This window comes from Mesorhizobium escarrei (genome assembly GCF_935825525.1).
Taxonomy (GTDB): Bacteria; Pseudomonadota; Alphaproteobacteria; order Rhizobiales; family Rhizobiaceae; genus Mesorhizobium; species Mesorhizobium escarrei.
The window spans coordinates 179,375-196,353 of the sequence record NZ_CAKXZT010000116.1 but is presented as its reverse complement, the minus strand read 5'-3'; the positions used below and the strand labels follow the sequence as shown (position 1 = coordinate 196,353).

9 protein-coding genes and 4 pseudogenes are annotated in these 16,979 nt (G+C 59.4%); 4 read left to right on the top strand and 9 right to left on the bottom strand.

Features of this window, described 5'->3' with window-relative positions:
- From NMG80_RS09895 to NMG80_RS09885, 3 genes and pseudogenes are all read left to right on the top strand, one after another.
- Positions 1-1,091, top strand: a pseudogene (locus NMG80_RS09895) (IS110 family RNA-guided transposase); the annotation flags it as partial.
- Between the two features lie 569 nt (positions 1,092-1,660).
- The gene (locus tag NMG80_RS09890) at positions 1,661-2,860 is read left to right on the top strand and encodes an IS256 family transposase (RefSeq protein ID WP_254017906.1); all 1,200 of its coding nucleotides are present in this window, start codon (positions 1,661-1,663) and stop codon (positions 2,858-2,860) included.
- 256 nt (positions 2,861-3,116) lie between these two features.
- Positions 3,117-3,271, top strand: a pseudogene (locus NMG80_RS09885) (transposase); the annotation flags it as partial.
- A gap of 264 nt (positions 3,272-3,535) precedes the next feature.
- On the opposite strand, the pseudogene NMG80_RS37280 reads toward NMG80_RS09885, so the two are convergent.
- A pseudogene (locus NMG80_RS37280) lies at positions 3,536-3,748 on the bottom strand (transcriptional regulator domain-containing protein); the annotation flags it as partial.
- A 235-nt stretch (positions 3,749-3,983) separates the two neighbouring features.
- A pseudogene (locus NMG80_RS37815) lies at positions 3,984-4,117 on the bottom strand (IS630 family transposase); the annotation flags it as partial.
- 592 nt (positions 4,118-4,709) lie between these two features.
- Here NMG80_RS37815 and NMG80_RS09880 point away from each other — a divergent pair.
- The gene (locus NMG80_RS09880; RefSeq protein ID WP_254017905.1) at positions 4,710-5,987 is read left to right on the top strand and encodes an ATP-grasp domain-containing protein; all 1,278 of its coding nucleotides are present in this window, start codon (positions 4,710-4,712) and stop codon (positions 5,985-5,987) included.
- A 463-nt stretch (positions 5,988-6,450) separates the two neighbouring features.
- Here NMG80_RS09880 and NMG80_RS09875 read toward each other — a convergent pair whose 3' ends face one another.
- The 7 genes from NMG80_RS09875 to NMG80_RS09845 all read right to left on the bottom strand — a co-directional run bounded on the left by NMG80_RS09875 (position 6,451) and on the right by NMG80_RS09845 (position 16,972).
- A complete protein-coding gene (locus NMG80_RS09875; RefSeq protein ID WP_254017904.1) occupies positions 6,451-6,603 on the bottom strand; it encodes a hypothetical protein in 153 nt (50 codons plus the stop codon).
- Positions 6,604-6,926: 323 nt separating this feature from the next.
- A complete protein-coding gene (locus NMG80_RS09870) occupies positions 6,927-8,693 on the bottom strand; it encodes a CocE/NonD family hydrolase (protein WP_254017903.1) in 1,767 nt (588 codons plus the stop codon).
- A gap of 56 nt (positions 8,694-8,749) precedes the next feature.
- Positions 8,750-10,570 carry a CocE/NonD family hydrolase gene (locus tag NMG80_RS09865; protein WP_254017902.1) on the bottom strand — a complete coding sequence of 607 codons (1,821 nt, stop codon included), beginning with the start codon at positions 10,568-10,570 and terminating at the stop codon, positions 8,750-8,752.
- Positions 10,571-10,834: 264 nt separating this feature from the next.
- Positions 10,835-11,680, bottom strand: coding sequence for an alpha/beta fold hydrolase (locus tag NMG80_RS09860; protein ID WP_254017901.1), 846 nt, complete (start codon positions 11,678-11,680; stop codon positions 10,835-10,837).
- 412 nt (positions 11,681-12,092) lie between these two features.
- A complete protein-coding gene (locus NMG80_RS09855; RefSeq protein ID WP_254017900.1) occupies positions 12,093-13,676 on the bottom strand; it encodes an ABC transporter substrate-binding protein in 1,584 nt (527 codons plus the stop codon).
- Positions 13,677-14,480: 804 nt separating this feature from the next.
- Positions 14,481-16,148 carry an ABC transporter ATP-binding protein gene (locus tag NMG80_RS09850; protein ID WP_254017899.1) on the bottom strand — a complete coding sequence of 556 codons (1,668 nt, stop codon included), beginning with the start codon at positions 16,146-16,148 and terminating at the stop codon, positions 14,481-14,483.
- On the bottom strand, positions 16,148-16,972 hold the full coding sequence (locus NMG80_RS09845) for an ABC transporter permease (protein ID WP_254017898.1): 825 nt from the start codon (positions 16,970-16,972) through the stop codon (positions 16,148-16,150). The genes NMG80_RS09850 and NMG80_RS09845 overlap by 1 nt, the downstream gene beginning before the upstream one ends.
- Positions 16,973-16,979 lie beyond the last annotated feature (7 nt).

The following is a 16,979-nucleotide window of genomic DNA, read 5'->3' as shown; positions in this document are numbered from 1 at the left end:
GTGGGGTGACCTACGCGCTTACATTGCTGCGACGGTCCCTGGCTTTGAACGTAACCCTCTCAAGAAGCTCGATGCCGACCCGGATTCGGTGTTCAGGCTGTTGCGCCGCTGGCGCAGCGAAGCCATCCAAGCCGGGCGTGAAGTCCGGCGCATCGTTGTCGCCTATGAGGCTGGACGCGACGGCTTTTGGTTGGCGCGCTGGCTCCAGGCGCGCGCTGTCGAAGCTTATGTCATACATCCATCGAGCGTCGCGGTTTCCCGTGAACATCGGCGTGCCAAGACCGATCGCCTCGATACCGAACTGCTGATGCGCGCCTTTCTTGGCTGGCTGCGGGGGGAGAAGCGCCACTGCAGCATGGCAGCCATCCCAACCATCAATGAGGAGGAGGCCCGCCGTCCGAACCGTGAACGAGACAATCTCGTCCGCGAACGTACACGGATCGTCAACCGCATCAAGGCAATCCTCGCTCGCTTCGGCATTCGCGCCTTCAAACCCAATCTGCGCAAAGCTGCCGAGAAACTGGAGGCTCTGCATACGGCGGAAGGTATGCCCCTACCGGAACGAAGCCGAGCCGAGTTGCGCCGTAATCTCGGACGGCTTCACCTGCTGCGTGAACAAATCCACGAGATCGAACAGGAGCGGTTGCGGCAGCTCTCGGTGGTTCCGGACACGGAGAAGGGTCCGCTCGCGATGGTTCGCCTTCTTGCGCGGATCATCGGTGTCGGTATCGAGACTGCGGACATGCTGGTGAATGAGATTCTCTCACGCGGCCTGCGTGATCGGAGAGCCGTCGCCCGCTATGCCGGACTTACCGGGGCGCCGGATGAGAGCGGCCAACGCAGGCGCGAGAAAGGTCTTGCGCGGGCCGGCAACGCTCGCGTCCGCTACGGCATGATCCTACTGGCTTGGCGGTTCCTCCAATTCCAAAAGGACAGCGCGCTGGCGCACTGGTTTTGCGCGAGAACGGCCGATGGCCGTGGCGGTACGCGCAAGACAATCAGTAGCTTTGGCGCGCAAGCTACTGATTGCCTTCTGGCGACTTGTCACGACCGGCGAGATCCCGACGGGAGTAGCCCTGCGTCCGGTATAAAGCATGGAGGAGCGTTCGACAGGACGAGCATTGAAGTTTGGCAGCTGCAATAGCGTCTGCCGATAACGATCCGAGGTGGTGGTGATCCCGGTCGCTCACATGGCTTACGACGCCGCGCTGTAGAATGGGCCCACCGCCCGGAGCTTCGCCGCCGATGCGTATGGCTGCATCATGGTTTTTGATCCGCGAGGATCAACCGCATACAAGCTTGCGGCGCGTTTACGGCGCCGGATGGCGAGCTCCCCTCGGTTTGCAAGTTATAGACCTCTACGAACAGGCACCTGCCGGCTCAATGTAACGCTGCCGCCGTGCTCGTGACCATCAAGGGCAAGTCGCTTCGCGGCCAAAGGCCCACCCTTGACCGTCACTGCGCGCGGCGCCCCCAATGAACCCCTGAGCCAAAGCAGGAACAAATGGGGCGCCACAGCCGAACAAGGAGACGGAACGACTGAAAGATCACCTTGACAAAGATTAGCCCATACAAGCGAGCGAGCGGCTTTGCGGTGGTCATCGACAGTTCGTCGGTAAGGTCGGGTTGCTGACACCAACCTGATTCGAAGGAACCATCGATGACCGACGACATGATGAACCTGCGCGCGCTCGTGGAGAAGACTCCGGATTCCGATCTCTTGCGCGAGATGATTGGCTTTGCCGCCGAGCGGCTGATGGAGCTGGAGGTTGGCGCCGCCACCGGCGCCGCCTATGGCGAGAAGAACCCGTTGCGTACGGCCCAGCGCAACGGCTATCGCGAGCGCGACTGGGAGACGCGCGCCGGCACCGTCGAGCTGCGCATCCCCAAGCTCAGGAAGGGCTCCTATTTCCCCGGTTTCATAGAACCGCGCCGCATGGCCGAGAAGGCGCTGACCGCCGTCATCCAGGAGGCCTACGTCCAGGGTATCTCGACCCGCTCGGTCGACGACCTGGTCAAGGCCATGGGCATGAGCGGCGTCTCCAAGAGCCAGGTCAGCCGGTTGTGCGAGGAGATCGACGGCAAGGTGAAGGCCTTCCTCGACCGGCCGATCGAGGGCGACTGGCCATATCTGTGGATCGACGCCACCTACCTGAAGGTGCGTCGCGGCGGCCGCATCGTCTCGGTCGCCGTCATCATCGCTGTCGGCGTCAACGCGGACGGCCGGCGCGAGGTGCTGGGGATGGAGGTCGGCACGTCTGAGGCCGAGCCGATCTGGACGGAGTTCCTGCGCAAGCTGACCCGCCGCGGCCTGCGCGGCGTCAAGCTCGTCGTCTCTGATGCCCATGAAGGCATCAAGGCGGCCGTCACCAAGGTGCTGTGCGCGACATGGCAGAGGTGCCGCGTCCACTTCATGAGGAACGTGCTGGCCCATGCTGGCAAGAGCGGGCGCCGCGTCGTCTCCGCTTTCATCGCCACCGCCTTCGCCCAGGAAACGCCCGAGGCCGCAAGCACGCAATGGCGCGCCGTCGCCGACCAGATCCGGCCGAAGGTGCCGAAGCTGGCGACAATCATGGACGACGCCGAGCCCGACGTGCTTGCCTACATGACTTTCCCCAAGGAGCACCGCGCCAAGCTGCACTCGACCAACCCGATCGAGCGCCTCAACGGCGAGATCAAGCGGCGCACCGAGGTCATCGGCATCTTCCCAAATGATGACGCCATCGTCCGCCTGGTTGGCGCGATCCTGCTCGAACAGAACGACGAATGGGCCGTGCAGCGCGCCAGATACATGACGCTGGAAACCATCAGCCAAATGAGCGATGATCCTCTCATCAGCCTGCCAGCCGTGGCACGCTGATCAGCTCGGCCCCATGCCGGAGAGCGCGGCGACCAAGCCGTCAGCTACACCACTCCCAGGGACACGATCGCCTTCGACGCTGGCTACTGGGGCCAACGTGATCCGGCGATCGCTGAGCGGCGCAACTGGTCATGTTGTGACGTTTCTTCGCATTTCCCGAAGGCGTGCGCCGCATCATTTACGGGGACTATCAGGGATTCTCCGCACGAGGCCGGTTTCGTCATTGGCTTACGAGCCTTTCTACGAAGACGACGGCGGCTTCCCCGAGGCGATCAACGCCGCCTTCCCTCAGACGTGGTCCGCCTGCATCGTGCATCTTCCCCGAAGTTCGTGTCGTGTAAGGAACGCAAGCCGGTCGTGCCGGCGCTGCGCGCGATCTACCGGGCAAAGAATGCCGAAGGCGGCATGAAGGTCTATGGAATTCGACGCCGGCTGCTCGGGCCAGGCGGCTCAAGGATTCGATCTGACTCTTGATTATGTTCCTTATGTTCCAGTTTCCAATTTGCGCTGTAGCCACGAGCTACCACCGACTGAAATTCGGTTGAACCCGACGTCGGCCACTGTGCGGAGACACTCAGAACGCCCGGCAGGAGACTGAGCTCGCCGGTGCGCCTTAGGAGGTGGCGAATTGGTACCCTCTGCGAATTCTGAGGAATCGGCCCTTCCTGCACAACCCTAGCCCGCTGTCGCCGACCACGCACCAGAGCGGAGACCACCGAATTTCGCCCATAAGACTCCGCGAAACAGGACACCCAGCGTGACAGGTCGCCGGTAGGACAAAGTATTGGTCTGCTGGCTTGCAGCGGTCACGTCACGCTGGAATGCTGGATTGCGGCGTAAGAACTCCCAGGCCCACTCGCGCGACATCAGACCAGCGGTGTAGTCGTATGATCTTTCATCGAGTCAATCAGCCTCATCCGCGCCAGTCACGAGAACTATAGGCACGACTGTGCTCCTCTGCCCCGAGGCCATCCAAGGTCATGCCATGGGGGGACGCACAGGCGCGAAAGCACCGGACCGTCAATGCCACCGTTTCGTCCGACCGCGTGCCATTGGCGCTGTCGAGGACAGGAGACGCACGCAACCAGCGACCCGACCGTACACCCCGCAGGAACAGCTGGTGGATTGATTCCAACGTTTGGTGCCCGCGCCTTACGGCGGCGATGATTTCGTCGAAATCGGCTTCCAGATGAAGAGACTCGGCCCCTAGTGCTCCGCGATGAAGCGGTTGATGGCGGCCTGATGATCGATGACGGAGGATGACGCCGTGTTCAGGCGTGTCTGGCCGGCGGCCGGGCGCGGACCTTGGGCTGCTTACACAAGCTTTGGGTTTGGCGGTCGCCGCCATGATCGCCACGATGCCCAGGCCATCCAGTCAGCAGGATGATCCGCACGTGCCAGACATGGCCGGCGCGTGAGTTTGGCGGAGAAGCCCTCGACGGCGTGGAGCCAGGAGCACGATGTTAGCACGAAATGGACGGTCATCGTGGGTGGCTTCTGGGGCGAACTTCGCGCCAAAACGATTTCCTCAAGCCGCGTCCTGGTCCGATGCCGTACCGTCGATGCCGGTACCTGTGCGCAGCCCCGGCAGCCTCGCGTGCCAACGCTTCAGGATGGAATCCCGCCGGACTCCTTTGCCTCAATCAATCCACTAGCGTTCTTTGAAAATTGCCATCCTGGTCGAGACGCTCCGGCATAGTGCCGGTAACCACAATATTGTGACAGATCCTTGAAACAACTTCACAGACTCTTTGCGACCGTACATCGCTGACAATGTTATTCACCACACAGTCTGAGGTCAGGCGCGGCTGAAAAGCTTCTGAAGGATACAACGAAGGAATAGAAGTTAATGGCAACGAGAGCACTCATTCTGGTCGAAGACGATCCAACGGGTAATGGCATCCTCTTCATCCAAGCGGCCAAGCGTCTTGGTCTTCATCCAATTACCTTGTCAGCCGATCCTGCGCAGTACAACTATCTTGCGGCGGAAACCTGCGAGGTAGTCCGTGTGCCTACAGACAACCTCGATGCGCTGATCCGTGAATGTTCCCGTGTAGGTGCGACTTATGACATTGCTGGCATTACGTCATCCCTGGAGGCGTTCTACCCGACAATTAGCAAACTCAGCCGATATTTCGAACTACCGGGACCGAACCCCACATCGATTGAACGATGTTGCGACAAATTTATTCAACGTCAGATCCTTGCGGAGGCCGGCGTTCCCATACCTAATTACCGCATCGCAGAGAACGCGAGGGACGTACAAAACTCTGCTGCGGAAATCGGGATGCCGGTAATTCTTAAGCCGGCCGTGGGCGCAGGCAGCTGCGGTGTTCGATTGTGCCGGGACGTCGGTGAGTTAGCCGAACACACAACCCATCTGTTGGGGGGGAAGCACGTTTGGCGGTCTTCGCCGAGGATACTGGTCGAAGAATTCGCGCAAGGCCCCTATCATTGGGTCGATTTAATGGGAGATGAGGTCATTGGAATAAGCACCGGCGACTTCGGCCCCCCGCCGTATTTCGTCTATCGTGAGTCCACCTATCCGGCCCCGCTGACCGAAGACGAGCAGAAGCGTGTGGCCGATGTTTCGCTGAGCTGTTTGCAAGCTCTCGGTCTTGGCTGGGGACCAACGAACATTGGATTCCGGTGGACGAAGCGTGGCCCGGTCGTCATTGAAGTCAATCCGCGTCTTTCTGGCACGCCCGGTCCTCAACTGGTTCAAGCGGCTTACGGTGTCGATCTCGTTTCTGAGCACATCAAGCTTGTCATCGGCGACGAATGGGATTTGCGCAGAAGGCATTCGCAGACTGCGGCCGCGCGGTATCTAGTTCCTGATCGCGATGGCATCCTCGATTGGATCGATGGCTACAGTCGGGCGGCTGAAGTGCCAGGTATCGCCGAGGTCAAATTGTATGTTAAACCCAAGACGCTGATCGTCAGGAAAGGCGATTACCGAGATTGTCTGGGATATGTCATCGCCGCTTCACCCACCCGTGCTCAAACCGAAGCGACAATCGAGCGCGCCGTCAACTTAATCGGTTGGTCGATCACACCATCATCGGCCATTGGCGAACCGGAACAATCTGCGGCCCCCTCATCTCCCAGAACGTGCGGAGGTGGATAAAGGTGTGTTGTCGAGGAACATTGGTGCACGAGAGCAGGAGACGGTGGCAAGTCAATGAGGGTGCTTTTGCCGCCTGTGAAGCAATCCCGATCAGGCTGATTTTTGGAGAGCGACTGTCTTGGCTCTCAAGGGAGTGGTGTAGCTGAGGGCTTGGTCGCCACGTTTTCCGGCATGGGGCCCGTGCTGATCAGCGCGGCTGACTCGCGGAAAATGGCGCAAACTCAAAGAAAAACTCAGCCCGCGGCGCTGGGGGGCGGAACGTGTGGGCGGGTTGCCGCCATTCGATCCCGGCGAGCATGTAGGCGAGCTGCGCCGGTGCGCGGACGCGTCTTATGGTTCACTCCAGGGCGCTGCCGGACGATTTGCCGGAATGCACCACGAAATCGACCTCGACGAAACCGGGCGGCGGATCATTCCAAGTCCCCGAAGGTGCGCACTGGCACCGATCGGCGAACCGCCGAACTCATTCCTGCTCGGCGGCGCTGGCCGCCGCGAGCGCCACAACACGTACCTCCGCTATAAGCCGATCCATCGTCGCCGGGCTCATTGTCAGCAGCTTGCCGCCGAGCGCGGCATCGAGCTCTAGCCGGCCATGCCGTTCAAGCGCTGGCAGCAAGACAGGTATCAAAGGCCGCAGCCGTTTGGAACATAGCCGCTCCGATGCCTCCCACAACACCACGAGCGCTTCGCGAACATCGCCGCCATAGCGAAGGCTGTGCCTCTTTGTTGCCAGGTGTCTTCGATGCACGATGACCGAGCACTCGGATCGCATGCTTGCGAGGATAACAGGTCACCGCGACGAACTCATCGAGGATGAGGCGCTTATCGCCTCGGCTCCCCGATCGATTCCGTCGACAAAGAACGGCATCACACCAGAAACGACGACTCCCTACCTCACACGAGCTCGCTGAAGTTGGCTGACCTCGCCTGTGTCGAAGGCTAACAAACCGGCAGTCCGCCAGGGACAAACTCGTCGTCCTTGCGATAGGCCTGACCTCGAAGAGCGTCATATGCAGGAGCAGGGGCTTGCGCCACCGCCCCCGGAATGATGGGCAGCAGTATTCTTGAACTGTACTTCACCGAGTGATAGACCCTGTTGATAGAGGCTGCTCCGGCAGGAATGCTGCCGAGGACGCTATGCGGAATGGGATTTGTCGCACCGATGGTGAGTTCGAGGCTATGCCCTTGCCTGACGACGTGAGCGATGGGCGAAATCAACGACAGCCGGAGTTCGTAGATCTCACCCGGGACAAGTTTCTCAGACTTCCGAAACGAATGCACCACCTCGTCAACATAGGTTCGGTCGTTGTCGATCGCGCGGAGGGAAGCCCGCAACACGCCTGATTGAACGAAGAGCACCCCGTCGGGACCGACGTCTTTCAACGTAAGTTCGATGTCGGCGTCGTCGCCGTTGTCTATGCTGAGATACAGCACGACTTCCGGATTTCCAAGCAACACCATATCCGAGGTGACAGGCGCTGTTCGGTAGTTGAGAACCCCGGGGGAATAAGGTCGAACCTGGAATTGCTGATTGTCTCCGTAAAGTTCTGTTCCCGTTGGGTATAGGTAGGCGCGGGATCCCTCATTGGAGTTGGCACCCGGCTTCTCGGGCGAGATCTGTGCGTCCACCGAGAGATAGAAGGTGCGGCGCTCGACTTTCGGGTCTGGCCACGTGTTGTGATGCGTCATCCAGCCGGCTGCCGATTTCTTCGGATCTCCCTCGGGTTGCTGAACCTCCCAATAGACAGTGATGGGCGGCTCGTTCTCTATTCCGTTCCTAACACCTTTCACCCAACGATCGAGGAACTTCATTCGTTCCTTGTCTACAAGACTATAGCCACGCGGCCCAGGTCCATTGATCCCATGATCACCGTTCATTAGAACAAGCTTCTTGTTCTTCACATTCCGCATGAAGTGGGTAAACATTCGAACGTTAGCCCTAGCGGCGCCACCGTAGGCCTCTTGCCAAGCCCCAATGATCATGCTGGGCACAGTGACTCGATCGGTGAGTTCCTTGCTGACCAAAGTCTCAGATTCCCACCATTCATCCTTCAGTGGGTGCTTCCTCCACAGGTCAAAAAAAGAAGTCTTGATAACCTGCCTGTCGCTCCCACGAATCTTGGCGCACTCGGTATCGCCCTGATTGATGCGCCACTCTGCACCGCGGGGGCCGGTCACAAACTGACTTTGAATCACCCATTCCCCCTCGGCAAGCGGGAGCATTCCGCCAGAGTATCCCATAAACTCGTAGCCGTCCCCGAAACCGCTCGCCACGATTGCCCGCAAATGAGGAGGCCGCTCGGCTGCGACCCAGAACTGCGGCTGCCCCGCCGATGAATTGCCGACCATCCCGATATTGCCATCGCTCCAGGGCTGCCTGGCGATCCATTCAACCAACTCAGCACCATAAGGTCCGCCTTTAACCATTCGCTGTTCATGCCAAAAGTCGATGACACCTTCAGAGCATCCGGTTCCGGGAAGATTGGCGCCCACGAAAGCGTAGCCGGCATCAAGGAATTCCTTCACGATTTCGAAAGGGGTCGCATTTGCTATGTATGGATCGTAGAGGAAAACTGTCGGATACTGGCCCGATTCCTTCGGACGATATGAGATGTATGCCATGCGCGTTCCATCGTTCATCGCGACGTAGCCGATGTCGCGGATCACATTCGTCTCAGTGAAATCTGGTGCTTCTGCGCTTTTCATGCTCAACTCCGTATCAAGACATTGCCCCCGCTTAAGAATTTGCGGCTTCTCTTAGCTCACGATTTCTCCGACCTGTCTTGGATTTCTATCCCTCCAGATACGTCGGCCGCGACAGGCACCAATATGTAGGACGGGAACACTGCGCAATGATGCACTGCGTTGTTGGCAACAGTCCATTTTGTTTCGTCCCAGTTGTTGCCCCCTGTGTTCAAGTTGCGGTCAAAACGAGGAAACGAGGAACTTGAGATTTCGAGTCTGATGCGATGGCCGGGTGGGAACCAGTTACTGGTAGCGTCTAAATCTATTTCGATTTGGTAGACCTCTTTGGGCTTCATCATCACAGCCCGATCGAAGCCGTCGCGGTATCGGACGCGGAGTATTCCGTCGACAACGTCAATCGCCCGCCCGTCCGGATGCACATCCAGGAGTCTGGCCACAAAGTCGGTGTCTAGAGCCGAAGAAGAGACGAACAGGATCGCCTTCACAAATCCGGTGACTTCCACGCCTTCGTTTAGCACCTCGGATGTAAAGCAAAGAACGTCGTGACGGAGTTCGACTTCTTGGTAGTCCCGTGGGCCTACCGTCGTCCCCTTTGCATTCCCGCCCTGAACGCCCAGATACCGCACCGGATTTCCGGGGTCGTATACAAACGAGTCGGCTGGCTCGTCGTCGGAAGGTGGCGCTAGGTCGAGCCGGCCATCGCCAAGGCGAGTGTTGGCACTTCCACCGCTGCGCAGAAACCAGCGCTGTAGTTTGACCCCTGCGGGTGGCCATTCTGACGTGGCACGCCACTCGTTGCGACCCATCACGTAGTACTGGATGCGGGGCATTCCCTCGATTCGATCGGGCTCGTCCTTAAGCCAGCAGTCATACCAGTTTAGGTAAATCCGCCAGCAATCGAGCCGCGCGTCGCCCAGTTCGCGCTCGCCTACCACCGTCGGGGCCGTCAGTGTCGCAGTTTCACAATGCACCGCTGGCGACAAAATGATATGCTGGTGCTCTCGAGCCGCAGTGGTAATCCCGCAAGAGCTGAAGACTCGCTGTTGACGGAGCGCGTCGCCCGCGCCGACGTCGTACCATGAATGCACGAACAACGCTGGGAGGTCGATTCTGGAGTCCTCCCGAAGGAGGCCCAGCCGGTCGAACCAAGGGTCGTCAGGGTTACGTGAGATCCAGTCCTCCCATTCAGTCGGAGGTGAGCCCAAGCTTTTGAGGATATCGATGATGGGCAATATCGCAAACGCGCGCTCGTATTCCGCGTCGGGTATCGGTTGGGGCCGGGAGCGGTCCTTAGCATGCGATTGATGGAAGTGGGGGACCCACATCCCAAGCTCCACCGCCCCACCCCAGCGCAAGCTGCATAGGCGCTGGTCTCCCAACCGGTGTCGGTGTCCAGTCATCGAACCGCCTGCCCCTTCGATAATCGCACATCGATGGGCCGGATGGCACAGCTGAGCGACAATCACTTGCGTGGTTCCGAGCGCAGAGCAACCGTATGTGCCGACCCGTCCCGTCGACCATGGCTGCGACGCGATCCACGACAGTGTATCGTAACCGTCCCTCGCGTCGTGCTCGAGAAGCCCAAAATTGCCGCCGGAATCGAAGAGTCCGCGAAGTTCCTGTACGACCACTGAATACCCCTGCGCCGCGAACATCATAGCTTCGGGGTTATTGGGTTTCGGCAGACGATATGGCGCTTTGCCGTACTTTGTCCGGATCAAAATCGTGGACAGTTTGCCGCGGTACCCGACCGGGTGGTAGACGTCCGTCGCAAGTTCTACGCCGTCGCGCATCGGAACACGCAGCCCCGTTTGCAGAACCACCTCAAAACGCGGCGCAGGCAACGGCTTCGTACCACTCTTATCGCAGACACACATAGCCGGCTCCTCCATTCTCCTAACGGTCGAGGGTACCTCGCGCTAGCTAGCAGCTTGAACAGCGCCGCCACGAAGGCCGCTTGCTCCTTCCTGAAGGGCTGTATTTTGCAACGCTGCCGGGCTTCGCTACAGCGACGACCCTACGGCAGGCTGAAACGCGCGACGACAGAGTCATTTGGCCTGCACTTTCGTTCGCGCGCCGGGTCACGACCCTCGGAAAGGCTTACCGAGGGCAGACTGCTGTTCGCCTTGGCTGTTGATCTCTCACCATTGCCGGATGAGTCCGTTCACGGCTTCGCTTCGGTCATTCTGAACTGAATGCCCTGCATTATTCAAAAGGTGGAAATCCGCATTCCGGATCATCTTTGCCAGCATCAAGCCGCGTTCCGGCGGAACAGTAGGATCATTCTTCGACCAGATGATCAACGTCTCAGCCTGGACCTGATCCAGATACGGGAAGATGTGTTTCTGTTGCAGCTGTGTATAAAGGCGCGGATCCGACTCCTCCTCAGGGGCATTCTCAAAAATCTCGTATTGTCCGCGCGCCGTGGCTTCCCAATAAGCCTCTCGCCTCGCATCTTCGAGATCCTGCCCATAGGCCCGGCAATTTTTCCGCCAATCGGCGATGTATTCATTTTCGGTGGGCATTGGCAGGGAGTAATTGTACTCCAGCTGGCAAGCTTGCATCCAAGCTTCATCGCGCTCATCTCCGAACGCTGGGGATAGGGCGCTGGCGGTCAGCAATACCAGCCTGGAAACAAGATCGGGACGAACGATAGCAATCCGCGCGGCGACGAATGAGCCTTCTGAATGGCCGAGCAGTATAGTCTGCTTCAATCCGAGCGCGTCGATAAAGGCAATTACGTGATCCACACGATCGAACCGGTTTATATATTTGCGATCGGCAGGGTAGTCCGTTCCCCCGAAATGGAGCTGATCAACAGCGATCACCCTGAAACGATCGGATAGCCCGTTCAGCTGCCGAATAAAGGAGCTTTTTGCCTCCCCGTAGGGACCGGCACCATGTAGCAACACAATTGGGTCGCCCGCCCCTTTCTCGTAATAGGACGTCGTAACACCACCAACGGATATGCGTTTTTGTGCGAGCATTTTTCCTCCAAAATCTGGTGTCAGCACTTGGGATTGACGGGGACCGCCTTCAGAGAAACTGCTAGCGCGAGACCCGCTCCCGCTTCGTGTTGTGGCAGACGTCTGACGGTGTTCTCGTGCTCAATGAATGTACTGCGCGCGTGATCTGGAGCTGCTGGAGCGCAAGCGCTCGGCTAAACGACGATCGCGTTCGCCAGGCTGATACTCGAAGGCGGAAAGCCCGTCAGCTCAGCTACCTCGATCGACGACCGCAACGCGTACGGTTCATGTATGCGAGCGACAAACACTGAAGTCGTTTCCGGCAGCACGATCTTCCGTACAAATCGCCACGGAGACCGCGAAGATGCGGAGAATGCCCAGCGCGACACGCTGGGCAACCAGCATCAGAACGGGCGAGCCCATAAAGCTACGTTCAGTCTTCGAGCCAACATTTCGCCAACGCGGTGCTGTTCATTAGATGGTCGATCTCTCCGACATAGCCTCCAACCTTGTCGGAGATTGCGTCAATGAACTGGTTGAACATCGGCACGATCACGCCGCCCTCATCGCGGACGATGATGGCCATCTCGCGATAGAGATTCTTGCGCTTGCCTAGGTCGAGTTCGCCGCGCGCCTCAATGAGCAGCTTATCGAACCTTTCGTTAAAGAAATGCGTGTCGTTCCAAGGCGCCGTCGACAGAAAGGCGGTCGAATAAATCTGGCCCTGCGTCGCTCGCCCGCTCCAGTAGGCGGCGCAGAAGGGCTGCTTTAGCCAGACTTCTGACCAGTAGCCGTCGCCCGGCTCCCGCTTCACCTCGATGGCGATGCCGGCCCTGGCCGCGCTCTGCTGGTAGAGCTGCGCGGCGTCGACAGCGCCTGGGAAGGCGACCTCGGACGTCCGGAACAGGATCGGTCCACTGTGGCCCGACTTCTTATAGTGGAAGGCTGCCTTTTCAGGATCAAAGGTGCGCTGCTCGATGTCGTCGGGGAAGAGCGGGTAGGTTTCATTAACCGGAAAGTCGTTGCCGACCGTGCCATACCCGCGGAGGATCTTGTCAACCATCTGCTCCCGATCCACCGCGAGCTTGAGCGCCATCCTAAGATCCGGGTCATCGAAGGGCGCCGTGTCGCAGAACATGTTGAAAACGTAATTGCCGGGACCCGCCAGGGCCTCGACTCTCAGGTTAGGCATGCGTTTGATGAGCTCGACGACCTTGGGCTCAACCCCGGAAATCATGTGCACCTGGCCGCCCTGCAGCGCGGAAACGCGGGCTGTGGAATCATTTATAACTAGCATCTCGATCTGGTCGGCAAAGCCCATCTTGTCGGACTGCCAGAAATTGGCGAAGCGCTCGCCGCCATGGCGAACGCCGGGCTCATTGACGCTCACCCTATAAGGACCTGCGCTGATGCCTTCAGTTGGATTGTCCTTGCCCCCATTGGGCTGGATGATCAGATGATAGTCCGTCATCAGGTAGGGCAGCTCGGCGTTCGGCTCCTTGAGCGTGATGACGACGTCGTTCCCATCAGCCTTGAGGCTTTCAATGCCGGCCAAGATGCCCTGCGCGCCGGACTTCGTTTCCTCGTTGGAGTGGCGTTCCAGCGTCGCCACCACGTCTTTCGCCGTCACAGTCTTGCCGTTGTGGAATTCCACATCTCGACGTATCTTGAAGGTCCATACTTTGACATCTTTGGATGAGCCTATTTCCTCGGCAAGGCGGTTCTCCAAACCCCCATCGGCCGTCAGCGCAACGAGAAACTCACCCCAGCATTTGCCGAAGCTGGCTGTTGTTGATGAAAAGATCGCCGGGTCAATGCTGTCCGTCGCCGCCCCCCCTGAGCTGCCCGATTTCAGGATGCCGCCCCTTTTCGGCGTCTGCGCGTTCGTGGCGGTGGCAAGGAGCAAGTTGGCGAATGTGGCGCTTATCCCTAGGGCCGCTGCACGGCCAAGAAATTCACGTCGGCTCAACCGACCCGCCGCGAAGCGGTAGCTGAGATATTCGAGTTCCTCAGACATTGATATCCTCCTCCGCTTGCTGCGTTTGTTCCCCTGATGCCGCGAACCAAAACGCGACTACCACCTGAAGAGTATCATTTACGATGGTTCATCTTGCGCGATTTTGCCCTTACTGACGCAGGAACTCCGCGTTTTTGCGCAGCCAACGCATAAGAGCGATTAGCGAAGGGACGTGGGGCGGTGCGATCTGAGGATGCCAATGGGGATCCTTGAGCGCGGGGGCCAGCATCCGCGAGAATGCCCGCCGCCGGCGGCTTGTGAGCTGATACTCCTGCGGACCGCTGCATGGTTGCCGGAAGGTGCGCGCGAATGGTCTCGAGCATCAGTGTTGCGCTTGCAAGGCTGGAAGTGATCGCCTCCACTTGGGGCGTCACTTTGTACCGCAGTCGGCGATATGGCTTGCGCATTCGTCACAGCAGCGCCGCCACGACTACTCGCTTTTCGCCCTTTCACTATCACTGTCGGCCGATGATCGGCGTCATAACATCCGGCCGCTAACGTTCCGGTCCACAGCCCGTTGGAGCAATCGACAGCGTGGACGAGATCGCGACACGAATGCAAGTGGCTGGCCGTGGGAAGCGGGCAGGTTCGATGAGGCGGCTAAAGGACGAGGGGTTACCGACACCGGCCTGCGCAGTTTCGGGCCCAACGCGCGCTGAACACAAACCGAGTTACCAATGGCCTTCACTCACGGCAGCCATTGGGGTCCCACCTGGAGATCTCTCAGCTTCATGAGCTTTCGTTTCCGTCATTCAACACCGAAGGTGAGGTCAACTTTTTCCCGCGTGGGAGAAACGCATTAACTCAGTTGCCCGCGCTCTCCATTCGGCGTCCCTTGATGGCGCTTTCGAGCCAGCCAACCTCCATCTCGGGAACCGAAGAGAGCAGCAGGTCGGTATAGGCATCAAACGGCGGCGTCAGCACCTGCGTCTTCGAGCCGTGGCGGACCACCTCTCCCCGATACATTACTGCGATGGAATCGGCGATAGCCTTCACTGTCGCGAGGTCGTGCGTGATGAACAGGTAACCCACGTCCTCAATCTTCTGCAGGCGGAGCAACAGCTTCAGGATGCCATCGGCCACTAGCGGGTCAAGAGCGCTGGTCACCTCGTCGCAGATGATGAGTTTCGGCTTGGCCGCCAGCGCGCGGGCGATGCAGACCCGCTGCTTCTGCCCACCGGAAAGCTCCGCCGGATATCGGTCGATGAATCCCTTGCCCATCTCAATCTCGTCGAGAAGCTCGGCAACGCGCTTATCGCGCTCGCGTCCGCGCATGCCAAAATAGAACTCAAGCGGCCGGCCAATGATGGTGCCCACCGTCTGGCGCGGATTCATCGCCACGTCCGCCATCTGATAAATCATCTGCAGTTCTCGAAGATCATCCCTGGATCGGTCTGCGAGCCTGCGCGCGAGCGTGCGGCTGGCGAAGGTGATGCTGCCGGCGATGGGTGGCAGCAGCCCCGTAATGACGCGGGCCAGGGTGGATTTTCCGGAGCCCGACTCGCCGACCACCGCGAGCGTTTGGCCGGAATGGACGTCAACCGAGACGTCCTGCAGAACCTTCACGGCACCGCCGCCATAAGCGGCAGTGACGTTCCTCACTGACAACAGAGGCTTCGGCGTTGGTTCCTTCTCCTCATGCTCGATCGAACGCACCGACACCAGCGCCTTAGTGTAGTCCATGCGCGGCGCCTCGATGATCTGCCGCGTTTCCCCGTGCTCCACCATCTTACCGTCCCGCAGCACAATGATCTCGTCCGAGACCTGGGTCACCACGGCAAGATCGTGTGTGATGTAGAGCGCCGCAACACCATTGTCCCGGATCGCGTCCTTGATCGCAGCAAGCACCTCGATCTGGGTTGTCACATCGAGGGCTGTAGTAGGCTCGTCGAAAACGATCAGGTCCGGTTCGGAACAAAGCGCCATCGCAGTCATGACGCGCTGCAATTGGCCGCCAGAGACCTGATGTGGATAGCGATAGCCGATGCTTTTGGGGTCGGGCAAGCGGAGCTTCGTGAACAGCGCCACCGCGCGCTTTTCTGCTTCGGCCTTGGTCGCAGTGCCGTGCAGAAGCGCTGCTTCTACGACCTGGCCCATGAGCCGATGCGCGGGGTTGAAAGCGGCGGCAGCTGACTGCGCGACATAGCAAACCTCGCTCCCGCGCACCCTGCGCAAACCCTGGACGCCGCCCTTCAGGATATCGCGGCCGTTGAGAAGGACCTCGCCGCCGGTGATGCGGACTCCACCGCGGCCATAACCCATGGAGGAAAGGCCGATGGTCGACTTGCCGGCGCCGGATTCGCCGATCAGTCCCAGCACCTTGCCGCGCTTCAGGGCCAGCGATACGCCGTCCACGATGGTGACGTCGCGCGGGTTCTCGCCAGGCGAATAGACCGTCGCTTCGACCTTGAGGTTGCGGATTTCGAGCAGAACCCCCATTTCGCGCCGCGGTGGCATCTGAACCTTAGCCATCAGTCGCGCCCTCCCTTGAAGCTGGTTGTGCGGGTAAGCACCCAGTCGGCGACAAGATTGACGGAGATCGCCAGCGCTGCGATCGCAGCGGCTGGGATGAGGGCGGCAGGAATCCCGAAGACAATGCCGTCCTTGTTCTCCATCACCATGCCGCCCCAATCCGCCTCGGGCGGTTGCACGCCAAGCCCCAAGTACGAGAGCGCCGACAGGAACAGCACCGAAAAAATGAAGCGCAGACCGAGTTCCGCCACCAGCGGCGACAGTGCGTTGGGCAGGATCTCGCGGAAGATGATCCAGCCGAGACGCTCCCCGCGCAACCTGGCCGCTTCAACGAAGTCCATCGCGTTGATGTCCGCAGCAACGGCGCTTGAGAGGCGGTACACGCGCGTCGAACTTAAGATCCCCATCACAAGAATGAGCGTCAGGTTGTTCGCGGGCAGCACTGATAGAACGACGAGGCCGAATATCAACGTTGGTATCGCCATCAAGAGATCGACGATCCGCGACATCAGCATGTCGAGCAGACCGCCGACGACCGCTGCCATGAAGCCGAGCATGGCGCCGAGAGAGAAGGACAAGGCGGTGGCCATGGCGGAAATAAAGATCGTGATGCGGGCGCCATACAGCATGCGCGAGAGCAGGTCTCGCCCGAGATTGTCAGTCCCCAGCCAGTGCGTCCACGACATCGGCTCCCATACGTCGCCAACAATTTCGCCATTGCCATATGGGGCGATCCAGGGCGCAAGAAGCGCACAGATCATTAACAGCCCGGTCAGGATTAGGCCGATCCACGCCCCGAGGGGGATACGCTTGAAATTGAGCAAATCCTCC

Excerpts from the sequence above, each read along its gene's own strand:
- NMG80_RS09890 (WP_254017906.1), top strand. The coding sequence starts at position 1,661 with ATGACCGACGACATGATGAACCTGCGCGCGCTCGTGGAGAAGACTCCG.
- NMG80_RS09880 (WP_254017905.1), top strand. The coding sequence starts at position 4,710 with ATGGCAACGAGAGCACTCATTCTGGTCGAAGACGATCCAACGGGTAAT.
- NMG80_RS09870 (WP_254017903.1), bottom strand. The coding sequence starts at position 8,693 with ATGAAAAGCGCAGAAGCACCAGATTTCACTGAGACGAATGTGATCCGC.
- NMG80_RS09865 (WP_254017902.1), bottom strand. The coding sequence starts at position 10,570 with ATGTGTGTCTGCGATAAGAGTGGTACGAAGCCGTTGCCTGCGCCGCGT.
- NMG80_RS09860 (WP_254017901.1), bottom strand. The coding sequence starts at position 11,680 with ATGCTCGCACAAAAACGCATATCCGTTGGTGGTGTTACGACGTCCTAT.
- NMG80_RS09855 (WP_254017900.1), bottom strand. The coding sequence starts at position 13,676 with ATGTCTGAGGAACTCGAATATCTCAGCTACCGCTTCGCGGCGGGTCGG.
- NMG80_RS09850 (WP_254017899.1), bottom strand. The coding sequence starts at position 16,148 with ATGGCTAAGGTTCAGATGCCACCGCGGCGCGAAATGGGGGTTCTGCTC.